Annotated in this window: 16 protein-coding genes and 1 tRNA gene; 4 read left to right on the top strand and 13 right to left on the bottom strand. The window is 35.5% G+C overall.

The genetic code is table 11. The annotated features are described in order from the left end of the window. Positions 1 to 145: 145 nt before the first annotated feature. The 8 genes from ACFEMA_RS12270 to ACFEMA_RS12305 all read right to left on the bottom strand — a co-directional run bounded on the left by ACFEMA_RS12270 (position 146) and on the right by ACFEMA_RS12305 (position 7515). Complete coding sequence (locus ACFEMA_RS12270) at positions 146 to 601, bottom strand: hypothetical protein (protein WP_411768504.1); 456 nt, start codon at positions 599 to 601, stop codon at positions 146 to 148. A 17-nt stretch (positions 602 to 618) separates the two neighbouring features. Further along, entirely contained in the window at positions 619 to 1440 is an 822-nt protein-coding gene (locus ACFEMA_RS12275) for a hypothetical protein (protein WP_411768505.1), read from the bottom strand. Beyond that, positions 1437 to 2018: a hypothetical protein gene (locus ACFEMA_RS12280; protein ID WP_411768506.1), complete on the bottom strand. Its 582-nt coding sequence runs from the start codon at positions 2016 to 2018 to the stop codon at positions 1437 to 1439. Before ACFEMA_RS12280 ends, ACFEMA_RS12275 begins: the two co-directional genes overlap by 4 nt. Before the next feature lie 30 nt (positions 2019 to 2048). Further along, a complete protein-coding gene (locus ACFEMA_RS12285; RefSeq protein ID WP_411768507.1) occupies positions 2049 to 2522 on the bottom strand; it encodes a nuclear transport factor 2 family protein in 474 nt (157 codons plus the stop codon). 37 nt (positions 2523 to 2559) lie between these two features. Continuing rightward, positions 2560 to 3117 carry a nuclear transport factor 2 family protein gene (locus tag ACFEMA_RS12290; protein WP_411768508.1) on the bottom strand — a complete coding sequence of 186 codons (558 nt, stop codon included), beginning with the start codon at positions 3115 to 3117 and terminating at the stop codon, positions 2560 to 2562. Positions 3118 to 3128: 11 nt separating this feature from the next. Next, positions 3129 to 3857, bottom strand: a complete 729-nt coding sequence (locus ACFEMA_RS12295) for a hypothetical protein (protein WP_411768509.1) — start codon at positions 3855 to 3857, stop codon at positions 3129 to 3131. 10 nt (positions 3858 to 3867) lie between these two features. After that, positions 3868 to 4446, bottom strand: coding sequence for an ester cyclase (locus ACFEMA_RS12300; RefSeq protein ID WP_411768510.1), 579 nt, complete (start codon positions 4444 to 4446; stop codon positions 3868 to 3870). Between the two features lie 120 nt (positions 4447 to 4566). Next, positions 4567 to 7515: a tetratricopeptide repeat protein gene (locus ACFEMA_RS12305; protein ID WP_411768511.1), complete on the bottom strand. Its 2949-nt coding sequence runs from the start codon at positions 7513 to 7515 to the stop codon at positions 4567 to 4569. A gap of 174 nt (positions 7516 to 7689) precedes the next feature. Here ACFEMA_RS12305 and ACFEMA_RS12310 point away from each other — a divergent pair, with 174 nt between their 5' ends. The 4 genes from ACFEMA_RS12310 (at position 7690) to ACFEMA_RS12325 (ending at position 11611) form a co-directional block, all read left to right on the top strand. After that, a complete protein-coding gene (locus ACFEMA_RS12310) occupies positions 7690 to 8469 on the top strand; it encodes a DUF3108 domain-containing protein (protein WP_411768512.1) in 780 nt (259 codons plus the stop codon). 4 nt (positions 8470 to 8473) lie between these two features. Next, positions 8474 to 8818, top strand: a complete 345-nt coding sequence (locus ACFEMA_RS12315) for a DUF2232 domain-containing protein (RefSeq protein WP_411768513.1) — start codon at positions 8474 to 8476, stop codon at positions 8816 to 8818. A 78-nt stretch (positions 8819 to 8896) separates the two neighbouring features. Continuing rightward, the gene (locus tag ACFEMA_RS12320; protein WP_411768514.1) at positions 8897 to 9928 is read left to right on the top strand and encodes a M28 family metallopeptidase; all 1032 of its coding nucleotides are present in this window, start codon (positions 8897 to 8899) and stop codon (positions 9926 to 9928) included. Between the two features lie 129 nt (positions 9929 to 10057). Then, positions 10058 to 11611 carry a M28 family peptidase gene (locus ACFEMA_RS12325; RefSeq protein WP_411768515.1) on the top strand — a complete coding sequence of 518 codons (1554 nt, stop codon included), beginning with the start codon at positions 10058 to 10060 and terminating at the stop codon, positions 11609 to 11611. Positions 11612 to 11673: 62 nt separating this feature from the next. Here the strand turns inward: ACFEMA_RS12325 and ACFEMA_RS12330 are convergent. From ACFEMA_RS12330 to ACFEMA_RS12350, 5 genes are all read right to left on the bottom strand, one after another. Continuing rightward, positions 11674 to 11750 (bottom strand) — tRNA-His (locus tag ACFEMA_RS12330). Between the two features lie 60 nt (positions 11751 to 11810). After that, positions 11811 to 12527: a bacillithiol biosynthesis deacetylase BshB1 gene (bshB1, locus tag ACFEMA_RS12335; protein ID WP_411768516.1), complete on the bottom strand. Its 717-nt coding sequence runs from the start codon at positions 12525 to 12527 to the stop codon at positions 11811 to 11813. Beyond that, a complete protein-coding gene (locus tag ACFEMA_RS12340) occupies positions 12524 to 13696 on the bottom strand; it encodes a trans-sulfuration enzyme family protein (protein ID WP_411768517.1) in 1173 nt (390 codons plus the stop codon). The genes bshB1 and ACFEMA_RS12340 overlap by 4 nt, the downstream gene beginning before the upstream one ends. Before the next feature lie 41 nt (positions 13697 to 13737). Further along, entirely contained in the window at positions 13738 to 15129 is a 1392-nt protein-coding gene (locus tag ACFEMA_RS12345; RefSeq protein ID WP_411768518.1) for an MATE family efflux transporter, read from the bottom strand. A gap of 242 nt (positions 15130 to 15371) precedes the next feature. Beyond that, positions 15372 to 15560 carry a hypothetical protein gene (locus tag ACFEMA_RS12350; RefSeq protein WP_411768519.1) on the bottom strand — a complete coding sequence of 63 codons (189 nt, stop codon included), beginning with the start codon at positions 15558 to 15560 and terminating at the stop codon, positions 15372 to 15374. Between the last annotated feature and the right edge of the window lie 47 nt (positions 15561 to 15607).

Raw genomic sequence — 15607 nt, forward strand, 5'->3', positions numbered from 1 at the left:
TACTAAGTGCTTTTATGAAAGAAATATTACATCATATCGCATCTTAAAAATAAAAAATACATTAACAGATACCTGAATTAATCATTCCCCCATTTTTGGAGAAGCCTATGATAAGGCTAAAATGTTTTAGCGTTCTTATAATTCATTAGTTTTCGATTTTTATAGGATACCGAGAAATATCCATTTGAATGATTTTCCAACTGCCATCATTATATTCCCAAAGGCGTGATGCAGTTTCATTAAATTGTGATCCTTCTTGTCGTTGGTACATTTGACTTACAAATTCGTAAACCATGGTATCAGAAATGATCTTGTAAGCTCTATCAGTAGATAAAACAGGTTTTACTGGTATTTTTGGACAATAGGTTTTTACCTTCTCATAAGGCCAGTATTCTCCATTTTCAAAAATGACCAAGTCTTCAGATAGGTAAGGCATTAACACCTCACAATTGGCATTCATATAAGCGTTTTGGTATTCTTTGGATATTTTGTTGAATTCTGCTTCAATGCTATCTGATGCATTCACCGTCTGAGCTAGTAATGGAAGAAATGTAAATAGTATAAAAATGAGAGTAACTGATTTTTTAATGCATAGTTTCATAGTTTTAGTTTAGATGATTATCGATTTTTAAAAGACGTGTTAATATTAAAGCCTTTTAGCCTTCCATTGATTTTCCATGCCATTAATAGAAGTAATGTAAATACAATGAGTGTTATAAAGAAGGTCATTGACTCTGACATCGAACCAACCCATGCTGTTAAGTCCTGAATTTTATCGTACTCGTATAATTTTGAATTTATAAAATCATTCATGTAGAAGCATGCAGGTACCAATAACCATGGCCAGCCTATTTTCCAGTTTTTAAGGAAGAAAACCAAGCCTATCCCCGCACAAATCGCTTTTGCAGTTGAAGCAGCAATTCCAAATCTGTAAAAGGTATCGGGGCCTTCAATTTTTAACTGTGGAATAAACCCCATCAAAGCAAAAAACAGTGCAATCCCCAAGAAAAATAAAGAGGATGCTAACAGTAAATTACCGTGAATCAATCTGCTTTTCATTAAGAGAAACGCCAAGAAAATTACAAGACCCAATTCTAGGGTGATCATAACATTTTGAACAATTAAGATATCAGGTTGACCTGTTGCTAGAGCTCTACTGGCCGAATGTACCGATAGATATGCCACTGTAGCCACCGTAAGTGGAGCAATAATAAAAATAGAAAGTCCTATTTTTCGGTGTAGGGAGAACTTTCGCTTTGTAATGTACATCAGTTGAATCAAAATCAAGGATAGCCATAGCAAACTTGTTATGAGATGCAAAAAGTGATGAGGTTCTGGGTTGGCACTTTCCCCTAAAAACAAATGCCAAAATCCACCTAGACTAACCAACAGGGTGATAATTAAAAAAATAATTTCTGGTCTGTATGAGGTGATTTTCATTTTATTATTTTTAAACCATAATAGGCATTAATGAGGTAAAGTATATTGACGAGTGGCGCAATCATCATGGCTTGTTTCCAAGTTATTATATCTGAAAAAGAGAGTAAAAATGCTATGGCAGCAATTCCCGAACAGGCCATAGCAATGTACTTAAGCCATTTAGAAACGGCAGAATCATTATAATAAAGATGAAAAGCGCCCGATAGAAATACTATGTTTCCAAAAACGAATATGAGAATAGCCATCTTATTGGCCATTTCCGCAATTTCTAAAGGTGTATTGTGATAGCCACCAATCATAATTGGGTAAATAAGCAATGCTATAATTTGTCCCACAGCTATGATAGCCCAGCTCACCTTCTTTAATTTGATGGCAAAGTAGAATGCCCCTATGGCAATCATGGTCATGAATAAAAATTCGGCCTTCCAATGTGCGGAAAAAATACCCCAATTATCATTGATGTACGCGTAACGCTCCTCAGCACCTGAAGGCGCCTTGCTCATTACACTGATATAAATGGCTATGGTAACGTTTAACAATAATGAGCCTAGTGACCAAAGTACTTTTGCTGTTTTCATAATATTTTAAAAGTTTCTTTTATAAATGTTTTAATCTACTGTGGCAGAAGCCACTTCTCTAAACATCTTCCAGTTACCATCTACTTTTTTGAGAATGACTAAAAACGTATCCCTCAACTCAACTGGGTTTCCTTCTGTATTGGTATAATACACCTTACTGGTACCAAAATCATAGGCCATAGAATCGTTTAGAACGACAGTTTCCTTTGGACTAATTAAGATACTATCATAGGCCATTGGATTTTCACTTACACGATAATATTCCCTCCAGTCTTCACTTGCTGGATGAACAAATACCATGTCTTTGGTAACCAAATTTCCTAAATCCTCGAAGCGCTTTTCTTTTATCGCTTGCTGGAAATTTTGACGCAGTGTTTCAATTTTTGCTAGCTCTTTATCAATGTTTATCGATGGTTTTGGTTGTTCAGTAATTTCTACTTCTTTAGTGCTGGTATTGCAGGAAAGTAAAAGACTGAAAACAATACCTGTTTTTAAAAGTTTCATATTGATTCTGATTTATTTTGAATTACTTGTTAATCATTCAATCTTTTTGATTAGCATTATAGGGTTTGTCAGTAGGTTGACTTAGTCTTGAGAGTACCTGCCAAGTACCATCCTCACGTTTTATCCACGTGTCAATCAAATCCCAATAAGGTGGTAGTTTAACGCCGTTCCGTGCCCAATCCATTGTCCATGTTACTCGTGCCACGGCTATAGACCCCATTTCCTCTACGATTTTTACAGAAGTGACCTCTGCCACGGTGGCGCTCATCCCCTTCATCCCAAGGTACACCTCCTTACTTATTGGTGGTTGATCTCCAATGACTCCTTTTAGCCGAAAGTCACGATGCATAATGGAATCAACAGTAGTGAGATCATATGCAAGAAGTGCCGCGGCCCAAGCTTTCTCTTGTGCCAAAATTTCTTCAGCAGTTTTGCTTGCAGATTTCATAATAGTGTTTGTTGTCTCTATACGAGTTTCTGGCGGAGTCTCGTTTTTGTTACTTTTGAATGACAGTAATAGAAAAAATGTAAATAGTGCGCAAGTAGCTATTAGCTTTTGGTAAATAGTTGTAGATGTGCTTTTAGAAGATTTCATAATTCTTATTTTTATTTTATAATTGCGTTAAAGAGATTTTGAATAAATTCAGACTTTCCAAGGGGCTCCAAAATCAGAACATATAAGTTGATACCGACTGCCAGAAACGTAGCTGGGTGTTTTAATTGCCCAAACTTTTTCGCTGACAATAGTAGCAGACCAATAATTATGATGGTACTGAAATAAATAGAAGGCATTACGGGGATATTGGGCCATTGCTCAATATTAATAAGTATATGAACATTTTGAACTCCCCTGCCCAAGGCAGGAAACATGATTATAAACACGGTTGAAATTAACCACCAGGCATGGTCGTGTAATTGCTTACGTTTAATAATGCTTTGCATAACTGCGTAAGCAAATGCTAATATCATAGGAATTTCGATAGCCATAACCCCATAGAAAAACCAAGGCTTAAATGGTCCGAAACGGTCTGGAAATTCTATAGCTCTTTCAATGGTTGTAATATCACCGTGCATCATACTTAGTGCCGTAAGTGCCACTCCACCTGCCAAAAACATACCGATGATACCATTGGTTCTATGCCTTGCCATTTGACCACTTGTAGCTAAATAAGGCTGAATGATTAAGTACAGATACCAAATCGTTCCTGTCCAATAATGAATATGAACCGACCAGGGGTTATCAGTAAAGTCGCCCCAATAGTCCCCATAGATTCCTAATTGCATAATGACCATTGGGATGATCATCCATTTCCAAAGATTTTTATAACGTTCCATAAAGCTTAATTTATTGAGATAGTTTTTTTAGTCTTCTTTTATAGCGGAAAGCTATAATGGTAGGAATGAGTGCTATCAGCAGCCCAATCAAAAGACCTTTTATAGTAAAGCGTAAGGTCTGATTGGTATCAATATCGTGTCGATGGTTCCAGACTTCTACAATCTTACCGTCATCGTTAAAACGAAAGACATTAATTATTGGAAGATTTTTTGTTTCATACAACTTCCCCATCATTGAGTTTCCTTCCATGGACCAGAGCCATCGAGTGGCTACTAAATCTCCATCCGCAATTTGGTAATCTATGCGTCCGGACATTTCACCGTCATTCCAAAAGCGGTCTGCTATATATTTTTGTTCAATAGCTGGTTCTACTAAGTCTTTCCTATCTCCAATATCATGTGCCACATATTCTTCAGCCATGTATTTAGAATAATTGTCTGTTCGGTTATTAAACCAAAGGTCTTCGTAAAAGTTTCTGGCGAGTTGTTTGTTCCGTTCTTCAGTTATTTTCTGAATGGAATCCGTCTGTGAAAAACAATAAATAGAAGTGCAAATTAAAATGACAAAAAACTGGATAATCGTTTTCATTTGGATAGTTGTTTGTGGTTGTACCACTAAACTAAAACAACAATAACCTACTTATTATCAGATATATCCCAAATACTATTGCTTATGTAACAATGCCTGTAAATTGAGGTGTTTTAAGGCTTAAGTAATAGGATTGGAATTGAATTGAGACGGAGGGACACCAAATTTATCCTTAAAACATTGTCCAAAATATGATAGATTTGAGAAGCCACATTGGTAAGCTACTTCCGAAACTTGAAGATGACCACTAGATAATAAATCCGAGGCACGTTGCAAACGAAGGTTGCGTATAAATTCTGAAGCTGAACTATCGGTAAGTGCTTTTAACTTACGGTAGAGTTGCATGCGACTCATACCCAATGCTTTCTGAAAGTCTTCTGAAGAAAAAGTGTCATCGCTAATATGGGTCTCAACAATAGATATAGCACGTTTAATAAATGCCTTATCAGGGTCGGGCATGTTAACTTTAGAAGGTGCAATAAGTAGTTTTTCTCCATATTTTTCTCGTAGAGATGCTCGCTGATCGATAAGGTTTTTTGCCCTAATTAACAATTCAGTATTATCAAAAGGCTTACTAATATAATCGTCGGCACCTATTTTCAATCCGTCTAATTTACTGCTTTGATCTGCCTTGGCCGTTAGTAGAATTATAGGAATATGACTGGTATTTTGATCTTGTTTTAGGGTTTTACACAATTCATCACCAGTGATATTTGGCATCATCCAATCCGAAATGATGATATCAGGAACTAATTTTAATGCTTCCTCTACTCCGTTCTTTCCATCAACAGCATAATGTACATTATAGCCCTCTTTGAATAAGCGACCCAAATACTGTCGTAATTCGTCATTATCTTCTACTATAAGTACAATTGGTAAATCATCATGACCAACAATGATATCATCATTAATAGCCTGAGACGATTGATGATTATTATGATGGCTTAATGCACTTGAACCAACCAATTCGGACTTATTGTAAGCTTGTTTAGTTATCGGAATACTAATTTTAAAACTAGACCCTTCTCCTTGAGTACTATCTAAAGTTAAAGTGCCTTGGTGTAAAAGCACTAACTCTCTACTAAGCGTTAAACCAATACCTGTTCCTGGTTCTGAATTTGAAGTATCACCTTGCTGAAAACGTTTAAAGAGTTGCTCATGTTCATCAGAATCAAATCCATGGCCTGTATCCTTAATCTCAATATTTAATATTTTTCCCTTTTCGTTACATATAAAATCAACTTTCCCTTTTTCTGGAGTAAATTTGAATGCATTCGATAACAAATTATACAATACCTTTTGAAGTTTATCAGTATCAAAATAAACCTCTTCTTCCGTTATATTGAATGATTTTGTAAAGGCAATATTCTTGGATTGTGCAAGAGACTCAAACGAAGCGTAAATGACCTCTAGAAAAGATTTTAAGTTTTGCTGACCAACGTTTAAGGTCATTTTACCAGCTTCTATCTTGCTTAAATCTAGCATCTGATTTGTCAACTGTAATAAACGATCAGCATTTCTATGCGCTAATTTTGCATTGCTCTGAATATCATCATCCGAATCTGTTGCTAAAATATTATTTAATGGATTTAATATAAGCGTTAATGGAGTTCTAAACTCATGGGATATATTGGTGTAAAACTTAGTTTTGAGTTCGTCTAATTCCCTAAGTTTTTTGTTTGCTTTTATTTTTAAGTTATAACGGCTATATACTGCTAATAGTAGCAATACCAATATAACAGCAGCTATAATTAAGAAGTTTCTGAGGTTTTGTTGCTTCTGTATTTTAAGCTTGGATATTTCATTATCGGCGCTCAACAACTCAATTTCTTGTTCTTTTTGAGTGGTTTGGTATTTAGTTTCTATCTCAGCAATTTTTTCTTTACTACTTATCGTAGTAATACTATCACTTAAGATTTTGAATTGTTTTTGATAATCGAATGCCGCTTTGTAATCTCCTTGCTCTTCTTTTATGATGCTCATAAGGTTTGCAACGTCAGATTGGACATCAATCATTTTTAATTCTTTAGCACATAATTCTGCAAGTTTTAGTTGAGTAAGCGCTTCCGATATTTTCCTAGAACCGTGATATGCATTAGCCTTGTATAGTTGATTGTAACATGCGCCAGTAGGATAATTAATAGATTGTTGAATTTGGAGACTTTGATTATAATACATTAGTGCTTTGTCGAAGTCATTCATTTCAAAATAAACATTTCCCATGTTTTGGATGATCTCCGAACTACTAAAATCATCTGATAAACTCTTGTAATGTTCTAATGCTTGATTATAATATTTTAGAGCTTCATCAAAATTTCCCGTTTTCTTTTCTAGGATTCCTAAGTTTCTATTTATAAAAGCCAAATGACCCTTTTTACCTAATTTCTCTGCTTCAATTATGCTTTTTTGAAAATAGTCTCGCGCTTGGTCAATGTTACCCATTTGATTGTGGACAACAGCAATATTTATCAGTGCGACACCTTTGATAGATGCATTACCCAATTCAGCAGCTTTTTGATAGTTTAATAGTGCATTTTCAAATTTAGATTGGCTTAAAAAAGTGTTTCCAATATTGTTATGGGCGCTGCCAATTTGAATACTGTCACCTTCCTGTTGTGCCAGTTCAATAACAGTTTCAAATTGCTTTACAGCATCATCCCATTCACCTAATTGGTTATACGTATTGCCTAATCCAATATATGCATCGGTTATACCCTTGTAAAAAGAAATCGGCTCAGCATATTGTATCGCCCTATTATAATGATAAAATGCTGAATCGCTTTCGCTCCGTGTTCTGTAGGTATACCCCAGGTTATTATGAGACAACACTAAGCCTTTTGTAAAATCAATTTTTTTACTGAGTACCCTTGCCTTATGCGAGTAATCAATAACACTTTGCGGATTATCATAAAAAAGATCTGTAAAAAAGAAGTGGATATAAGCATTAACCTTAACGGTATCTTGCTTTGTATTAGAAATGATTTTCTTTAAGGAATCGACATCCTTTTGTGCATGTAGCGGACAAAAAAACAATAGAAGTAAAAAGCTGGCTAGTAGTTTATTCTTCATAATGACCTAAAAGGAAGGTATTAAGATACCAATAATCTTTTAAAATTTTTATTTAAAAGAATACCTATCGTTATTCAATTTTTTACATTTGATGCCATTAAGCCAAACGATAAAATCCCATTTTAGATTGGCACAATAAATGATACCAATTACGTTATAGATAAAACTCAATCCATGAAACAGCTCCTTTCAGCTTTCCTGCTTATTACTTCGTTATTCGCATTTTCTCAAAATACTGCCATAGGGTCTAATGAAAAATTAGTCTTTTCAGCGTCTTATAATATGTCTGGTTTATTAACTGATATAGCACAAGTGACTATGGAAACTAGTGAAATAAGGACTTCTAAAGCAACCCTATTACGTCTAAAATGCACTGCTGCCACATACAGCAAGTGGGATAATTTCTTTAAGATTAGAGATTTGTATGAAAGCTACGTAAGCCCAAAATATCTGACGCCATATTTATACAAACGCGATATTGATGAAGGTGGTTACTACAAGTTTATGCAATACACCTACAACCGCAAAGCAAGTACAGTTAGCAGTTTAAAACGTAAAAAAAATGGTAAGGGCGAATTTTGGGAAGAAAAGAAAACATTGAATATTGGTGGTTCAACACGCGACATTGTTTCTACCCTATACCACATTAGAAACCTTGATATTGCTAAAGCAAAACCAGGCGACACCTCTAACTTTACAGTGCTTTTTGATAACGAACAAACGACGGTTACCGTAAGGTTAGTTGGCAAGGAAACCATTTCTACAAACATCGGAAGCAAATCTTGCTATAAATTGGCCATATCTATTAAAGGGAAAGATATTTTAAAGGGAAATAACGATAATTTAATTTGGCTCACGGCAGATGCCAATAAAATTCCGGTGTATGCAAAGTTTAAAATTCCCGTAGGCAATGGTGAGTTAAAAATTCAATCTGCATCAGGTCTTAAAAATTAAAATTATGAAGCGATTATTTATCATATTGGGTTTTATAGCTGCAATTTTAGCAGTGATATTAGCTGTAACGCCACTTTCAAATTTAGCTATACTCCCAACTATTATCGGTTTTATATGTGGTTTAATAATTCTATACCTTACTAAAAAGTATCAGAAAAAAACAAAGTCAATTCAATACATATTCCTATTGGTCATCATTGCGCTTTCACTTACAATTTATAAAGGCATTTTTACTACTACAGAAATTGGAAATGTTGAAGAATTAGAAACCAAGGAGGAAGAATCCGTTGAAGATTCTAAAGAACTATTAGAAGGCCTTGATTTAGATGAAATTGATACGGAACAATAATTTAATTTTAATTCTCGGTTCTTTTTAGCATTAATATCATTTGCCTTATTTTTACGGTCAATAAATTGATTTTCATACATGAAGATTTTAGTGGCCTCACTACTTACCTTAATTGGGTCCTGTGCAAATGAAAGGCATAGCGATAAAGTTAAGAACCTAAGAGCATCTATAGTTTACAATGAGAAAGAAGCCATAAAAACCTTTATGACAGAAATAGATGTGGATGATCTTAAAACGCACGTCTATGAGATTTCTGATGGTAAATATGGTGGTAGAATGACTGGTGAAAAGGGACACAATGACATTTGTAATTACATACGCTACTATTATGATTCGCTAAATGTTACCGCTCCGGTTAAGGCACCAGATTATTTTCAAATTGTACCAAAATCCGAATTGCCCGAAAACTTAAATGAATCTCAAAACGTTATCGCCTATATTGAGGGATCAGAATTTCCTGATGAATATGTTTACATTACCGCACACTCTGATCATGAAGGTATAATAGCTGGGGCAACCTATTATGGTGCTGATGACAATGGCTCTGGTACTGCCGCTGTTCTAGAAATTGCCGAAGCTTTTAAAACTGCAGCAGAAAGTGGATATCCACCAAAACGAAGCGTCGTTTTTTTACACGTTACTGCTGAAGAAGTTGGACTTTACGGTTCTCGATTTTATACCAACAATCCTATTTTCCCAATTGAGAATACTGTGGTTACTTTAAATACTGATATGATTGGACGAGTAGATGCGCTTCACAGTGAAGACCCCAACTATGTATATGTCATAGGTTCGGATAGAATGAGTACTGAGCTAGATTATATCATCCAGAAAGCGAATGACGAATTTGTAAATCTCAATTTAGATTATAAGTATAACGCCAGTAACGATGTTAATCGCTATTACAGCAGGTCTGACCATTACAATTTTGCACTAAAGGGCATCCCTGTAGCATTTTTCTTTAACGGTGAGCACGAAGATTATTCTAAGCCAAGTGATACACCAGATAAAATCAACTACCCTTTACTTAAAAAACGGACTGATTTAATCTTTACTACAGCTTGGTACATTGCCAATTCTCCTACAAAACTGAGCGTAGAACTGCTTTAGTGTTAAAAAATGTTAAAGCGAAATTTAGTGTAGTTCATTATCATATCTAAATCCTTAATTTTAGCATCTTCTTTTCAATCACCACTGTGTCATTGAGATTTAGGCATCTATAAACAAACATAAACACGAATGAAAAAATTATTTACAATTTTAGGATTGGCAACACTAATTGTTAGCTGTGGTACAAAGCCTCAAGCAAAAGTAGTTAAACCAGTTACAGATTATGGTAACACCATTACATCCGAGGAGCTTAAAGAAATGTTATATATCTATGCTTCTGATGAATTCGAAGGCAGAGAAACAGGTGAAAAGGGTCAGAAGTTAGCTGTTGATTATTTAAAGAAACAATACCAAGACATGGGAGTTCCTTCGCCACTTTCAGGTGACGATTACTTTCAGGAAGTTCCGTTAGAAAAGCAAAAAGTAGCTGAAGCTAACATTACTGTTAACGGTGCAGCCTTTAATAGCTTTGAACACAGCGTGGTTTTACGCCTGTCTGAAAGCTTAGACCTTAATGTTGATGAGATCGTTTACGTAGGTTATGGAATTGATGCTGACAATTATTCCGATTATAAAGATATCGATGTCACAGGGAAAGTGGTATTGGCTAAAGCAGGAGAACCAAAAGACGAGGATGGAAACTACGTCACATCAGGAACTACTGAAGCAACCAAATGGACCAACGGAAGGCAATCCTTGTCAAGCAAAAGAACAGCTGCTGAAGAAAATGGTGCAGCACTTTTTTTATTGTTAGACAACGCTTTATTTGAGCGTTATGCTGGATTTTATAAGCAAAGTGCAGAATCCGGACAAACTGGTCGTTTAAGTCTTAAAAGTAACGAGCCAGAAATGGCAATGCTTATGGTGAGTGGTGCTTTGGCAAAAGCTATTCATCCAGATGTTGACACAGATGATACCGTAAAAAATGTGACAACTGAAATGACATTAAAAGCTGAGAAAAAGGCGGAATCAATCGTTTCAGAAAATGTTGTAGCATTCATCAAAGGCTCTGAAAAACCAGATGAAATCTTAGTGTTATCAGCACATTTGGACCATGTTGGCGTCAATGATGGTGAAGTGTATAATGGTGCTGATGATGATGGCTCAGGTACAATTGCATTATTGGAAATTGCAGAAGCTTTTAAAATGGCTGCTGACGATGGTAGTGATCCAAAGCGTTCAATATTGTTTTTACATGTTACCGGTGAGGAAAAAGGTCTTTTAGGTTCTAGATACTACACCGATATGGATCCTATATTTCCATTGGAAAATACAGTTGCCGATTTAAATATTGATATGATTGGTAGAATAGACCCTAAGCGAAAAGAAGGTGATCGTAACTATGTCTATCTTATTGGTAGTGATAAGTTAAGTACAGAACTACATAATATTTCTGAGGAAGTAAATGAAAAATATGCTAAAGTTGAACTGGACTATACCTATAACGATGAAAACGATCCAAACCGTTTCTATTACAGGTCTGACCACTATAATTTTGCAAAAAATAATATTCCTGTGATATTCTATTTTAACGGTACACACGATGACTACCATCAAGCTTCTGATACACCAGATAAAATTGAATACGATTTATTGGAAAACAGAACACGTCTTGTATTTTATACAGCTTGGGAAGTTGCTAATAGAGATGAAAGAATAGTTGTTGATAAGGCTACGAACTAGAACAAATATTACCAAATATAGATAACCAAAAAAGCTTCTCATTTCTGAGAAGCTTTTTCTTTTGGGGTGGAAGACCGGGTTCGAACCGGCGACTTTCGGTACCACAAACCGACGCTCTAACCAGCTGAGCTACAACCACCATTTAAATTGGATTGCAAATGTAAATTATTTACTATTTTCTGCAAAGTGTTTTTTACACTTATTTTAAATCAAAAAGACTATCAACCGCTGCACATCGTTCTACCGTATATCCTTCTGCATGATCGACGCCAATTAAACGTCCTAAATTACGAGCACGATAGATAATACTATCGGTAAAATTTTTACTTGAAATTGGTGTTTCAGGATCATTACTTTTTGGATTATAAAACTGAGTCTTATAGGCTAAAACGGCCTCCATCTTCTTCTCTATAAATCCTGAAACATCAACAGAAACATCTGGCTCTAAATCCTTCCACTGAATATAATGATAGATAGCTTTTGGCCTCCATGGTTTTTGGGCCTCCCCTTCAAATTCGGTTTCTATTTTCACTAAACCACTTAAAAAACAAGCATCACTAACTAAACTACTACCCTTTCCATGATCAATATGTCGATCCTCTACAGCATTACAAATCACAATTTCTGGCTGAAAATAGCGAATCATTTTAATGATTTCAATTTGATGCTCTTTATCATTAATAAAAAAGCCATCAGCAAATCCCATATTCTTTCTAGTATGAACGCCTAAAATATCTGCAGCATTTGTAGCCTCTTCATGCCTAATTTCAGCCGAACCCCTTGTTCCAAGTTCACCTCTGGTTAAATCTATGATGCCTACTTTTTTTCCGTTAGCAACTTCTTTCGCCAACGTAGCACCACAACCCAATTCAACATCGTCTGGGTGCGCACCAATAGCTAATATATCTACTTTCATATTTGGATAGCTTCTCTCTTATTTATTTTATTAATAGTAGCACTTATATCTCGCTTCAAATCTTTTACATTTTCTATACCTACTGAAAAGCGTATCAATTGATCACTAATTCCGACTGCTTTCCGCTCTTCTTCAGTCAATAAGGCATGTGAGGTTAAATGTGGAGAAATCACCGTGCTTTCTACCCCCGCTAAACTCATAGAGGACTTTATTAGGCTTAACTCTTTTTGAAATCGATAAGCATCCAAGTCCGAAGTTAATTCAAAAGATAACATCGCCCCAAACCCTTTCATTTGTGATTTTGCCAATTGGTGTTCTGGGTGGGTCTTCAATCCTGGATAATAAACCTTCTCAATTTTTGAATGACCATCTAACCATTTGGCCAACTTCATGGCATTTTTGGTCTGTGCCTTCACCCGTAACCCCATAGTTTTCATACTACGTTCTAACATCCAAACCGTCATATCACTTAAGCTTCCACCTAAATTCTTTCCAACATTCCATATACGCTCCATAATATCATTGGTACTGGCTACAGCACCAGCACAGATATCACTATGACCACCAAAATATTTGGTTGCCGAATGCATTACCATATCAATGCCTAAATCAATCGGGTTTTGATTCACTGGCGAAGCGAACGTATTATCAATTGATGTTAAAATCGATTTTGATTTAGCCAATTTAGCAATCGCTTTAATATCCGTAATGGTCATTAAGGGATTTGAAGGAGTTTCAATATGAATCAATTTGGTATTCGATTGAATCGCATTTTCAAAATCTTCAACTGAATAGCCTGAGGTAAATGTATATTCTATACCATATTTCGGCAATTCCTCTTTTATAAAGTTTACTGTACCACCATATAAGGTGTTTTGAACTACTAAGTGGTCTCCTTTTTGCAAAAATGCTAAAAACATAGTGCTTATAGCAGCCATACCAGAGCCAAAAATCATAGCGCTTTCAGTATGTTCTAAAGCCGCAATCTTTTTGGCTAAATGCTCTTGATTAGGAGTGTTAAAATAACGTGGATAACGCTTTACATCAACATCCAAAAACTCATAAGAAGAACTCAAATACATAGGTGAAACCGCACCTTTAAATTGTTCGTCTTTTACTTCTCCTACATGGGTACAAATAGTATTTAAACCTAATCCTTTCTTTGTCATATCTTTTTAATTAACCTGACTATAAAAATAATGAGAATAAACTAAACGTTTACAAATTTCCAATAGCCTTTTCTAAACCATAATATTCCGATGATTGTAATTAACACCTCTGCTAAAGTAATGGCGGCAAAAACACCAATTGGACCAAAGTCAAACGTTAGCGCCATGAGATAGGCAAATGGCAATTGAAATATCCAAAAGCAAATAAAGTTAATCCAGGTTGGTGTCTTTGTATCTCCTGCCCCATTGAACGCGTTAATAATGACCATTCCGTAACCATAAAAGACATAACCTGCCGCTATAATCCTTAAACATAAAGCACCGTTTTTAATAACCTCAACTTCTTGCGTAAACAACGAAACAATTTCTGGTGCATAAATGAGATAGACGACTGAAACCAACCCCATAAATATAGCGCTGTATTTTCCAGTTTTCCATACCGAATCTTCTGCGCGTTGAGGTTTTTTGGCCCCTAGATTTTGTCCGACTAAAGTAGCTGCAGCATTGCTCATGCCCCAAGCTGGCATTAAGGTAAACATCATTACCCGTATTGCTATTGTGTAGCCTGCTAATACTTCACTACCAAATTCGCTCATTATACGCATTAAGAACACCCAAGAAGAAGTTCCTATTAAAAACTGACCGATGCCACCAAGAGATACTCTTATTAAATTTAACATCACTGCAACTCTAAGAACTAGGTCTTTAAATCCGACTTTTATTTTACTCCAACCAAAGAATAACACCATAAGTTGGAAAATAACAGCAGTTCCTCTTCCGATAGTTGTAGCAATAGCAGCTCCTTTAACACCAAAAGCTGGTATTGATCCCCAACCAAAAATAAATATAGGGTCTAAAATAATATTCAAACCATTCGATAGTACCAATGCCCACATCGCAACTGAGGCATCACCTGCTCCACGAAATACGGCATTGATTAAAAACAGTAGCATAATGGTTACATTACCTCCTAGTAAAATCTGAGTGTACCCATAACCTTCGTCAATTAACGATTGTTCACCTCCCATCAGTCCGAGAATTTCTCTTGGATAGAGGATACCAATAACGCTAATAACAGAAGCGACAAGAACACCCAAAATAATAACTTGCACAGCTGCCTGTGAGGCTCCTTCCCTATCCTTTTCTCCAATGCGTCTAGCGACTATTGCAGTAGCTGCCATACTAAGACCAATAGCAACTGCATACACCAACGTAATTACTGACTCGGTTAAGCCTATTGTAGCTACAGCATTGACGCTGACTTGCGACACGTAAAATATGTCTACGATAGCGAATATAGATTCCATGAACATTTCTAAGATCATGGGAATAGAAAGCATAAATACCGCTTTGCGTATACTTCCTGAAGTAAAATCCTGTTCCTTTCCAGATACAGCGACTTTAAAATGTTTGAAAAGTTGTTTGATTGTCATTTTGAAATTGCTTAATACTACAAATGGATTAGCAATAGTACATACTAATCCTCTTTCACTTGAGAAGTGATAATTTTTCTGGAAATTTTAATTAAGCAATCATAATGACACAAATATGCGCATTAATTTGATAATAAAAAAAGAATTATTCGTTCTTAGATACCTTATTGTAGGCTCTAATCATTAAAAATGCCCAAAGCACAACAAGGATAACCACGATAATGGAAAACCAAAATATGATATCATTTGCTTCCATTCTCAACTAATTTAAGGTAAATCATCACGCCTAATAGTGTTGGCGCCCAAAGACCAACAAACAAACCGTGTTCAGTATCGCCGGTTAAGAATAAATATTCAGCAACTAAAATGATAAGCGCACACAAAACCAACATTAGAAGGTTTCCTAAGCCCAAATTTTTGAAGTAGTTCATTCAACAATAGTTTCAATAAAATTAACTAAAAATTCACTGAAAATTAA

Source organism: Winogradskyella sp. A3E31, from assembly GCF_046720935.1.
In the GTDB taxonomy this organism is placed as follows: Bacteria; Bacteroidota; Bacteroidia; order Flavobacteriales; family Flavobacteriaceae; genus Winogradskyella.

Excerpts from the sequence above, each read along its gene's own strand:
- ACFEMA_RS12270 (WP_411768504.1), bottom strand. The coding sequence starts at position 601 with ATGAAACTATGCATTAAAAAATCAGTTACTCTCATTTTTATACTATTT.
- ACFEMA_RS12275 (WP_411768505.1), bottom strand. The coding sequence starts at position 1,440 with ATGAAAATCACCTCATACAGACCAGAAATTATTTTTTTAATTATCACC.
- ACFEMA_RS12280 (WP_411768506.1), bottom strand. The coding sequence starts at position 2,018 with ATGAAAACAGCAAAAGTACTTTGGTCACTAGGCTCATTATTGTTAAAC.
- ACFEMA_RS12285 (WP_411768507.1), bottom strand. The coding sequence starts at position 2,522 with ATGAAACTTTTAAAAACAGGTATTGTTTTCAGTCTTTTACTTTCCTGC.
- ACFEMA_RS12290 (WP_411768508.1), bottom strand. The coding sequence starts at position 3,117 with ATGAAATCTTCTAAAAGCACATCTACAACTATTTACCAAAAGCTAATA.
- ACFEMA_RS12295 (WP_411768509.1), bottom strand. The coding sequence starts at position 3,857 with ATGGAACGTTATAAAAATCTTTGGAAATGGATGATCATCCCAATGGTC.
- ACFEMA_RS12300 (WP_411768510.1), bottom strand. The coding sequence starts at position 4,446 with ATGAAAACGATTATCCAGTTTTTTGTCATTTTAATTTGCACTTCTATT.
- ACFEMA_RS12305 (WP_411768511.1), bottom strand. The coding sequence starts at position 7,515 with ATGAAGAATAAACTACTAGCCAGCTTTTTACTTCTATTGTTTTTTTGT.
- ACFEMA_RS12310 (WP_411768512.1), top strand. The coding sequence starts at position 7,690 with ATGAAACAGCTCCTTTCAGCTTTCCTGCTTATTACTTCGTTATTCGCA.
- ACFEMA_RS12315 (WP_411768513.1), top strand. The coding sequence starts at position 8,474 with ATGAAGCGATTATTTATCATATTGGGTTTTATAGCTGCAATTTTAGCA.
- ACFEMA_RS12320 (WP_411768514.1), top strand. The coding sequence starts at position 8,897 with ATGAAGATTTTAGTGGCCTCACTACTTACCTTAATTGGGTCCTGTGCA.
- ACFEMA_RS12325 (WP_411768515.1), top strand. The coding sequence starts at position 10,058 with ATGAAAAAATTATTTACAATTTTAGGATTGGCAACACTAATTGTTAGC.
- bshB1 (WP_411768516.1), bottom strand. The coding sequence starts at position 12,527 with ATGAAAGTAGATATATTAGCTATTGGTGCGCACCCAGACGATGTTGAA.
- ACFEMA_RS12340 (WP_411768517.1), bottom strand. The coding sequence starts at position 13,696 with ATGACAAAGAAAGGATTAGGTTTAAATACTATTTGTACCCATGTAGGA.
- ACFEMA_RS12345 (WP_411768518.1), bottom strand. The coding sequence starts at position 15,129 with ATGACAATCAAACAACTTTTCAAACATTTTAAAGTCGCTGTATCTGGA.
- ACFEMA_RS12350 (WP_411768519.1), bottom strand. The coding sequence starts at position 15,560 with ATGAACTACTTCAAAAATTTGGGCTTAGGAAACCTTCTAATGTTGGTT.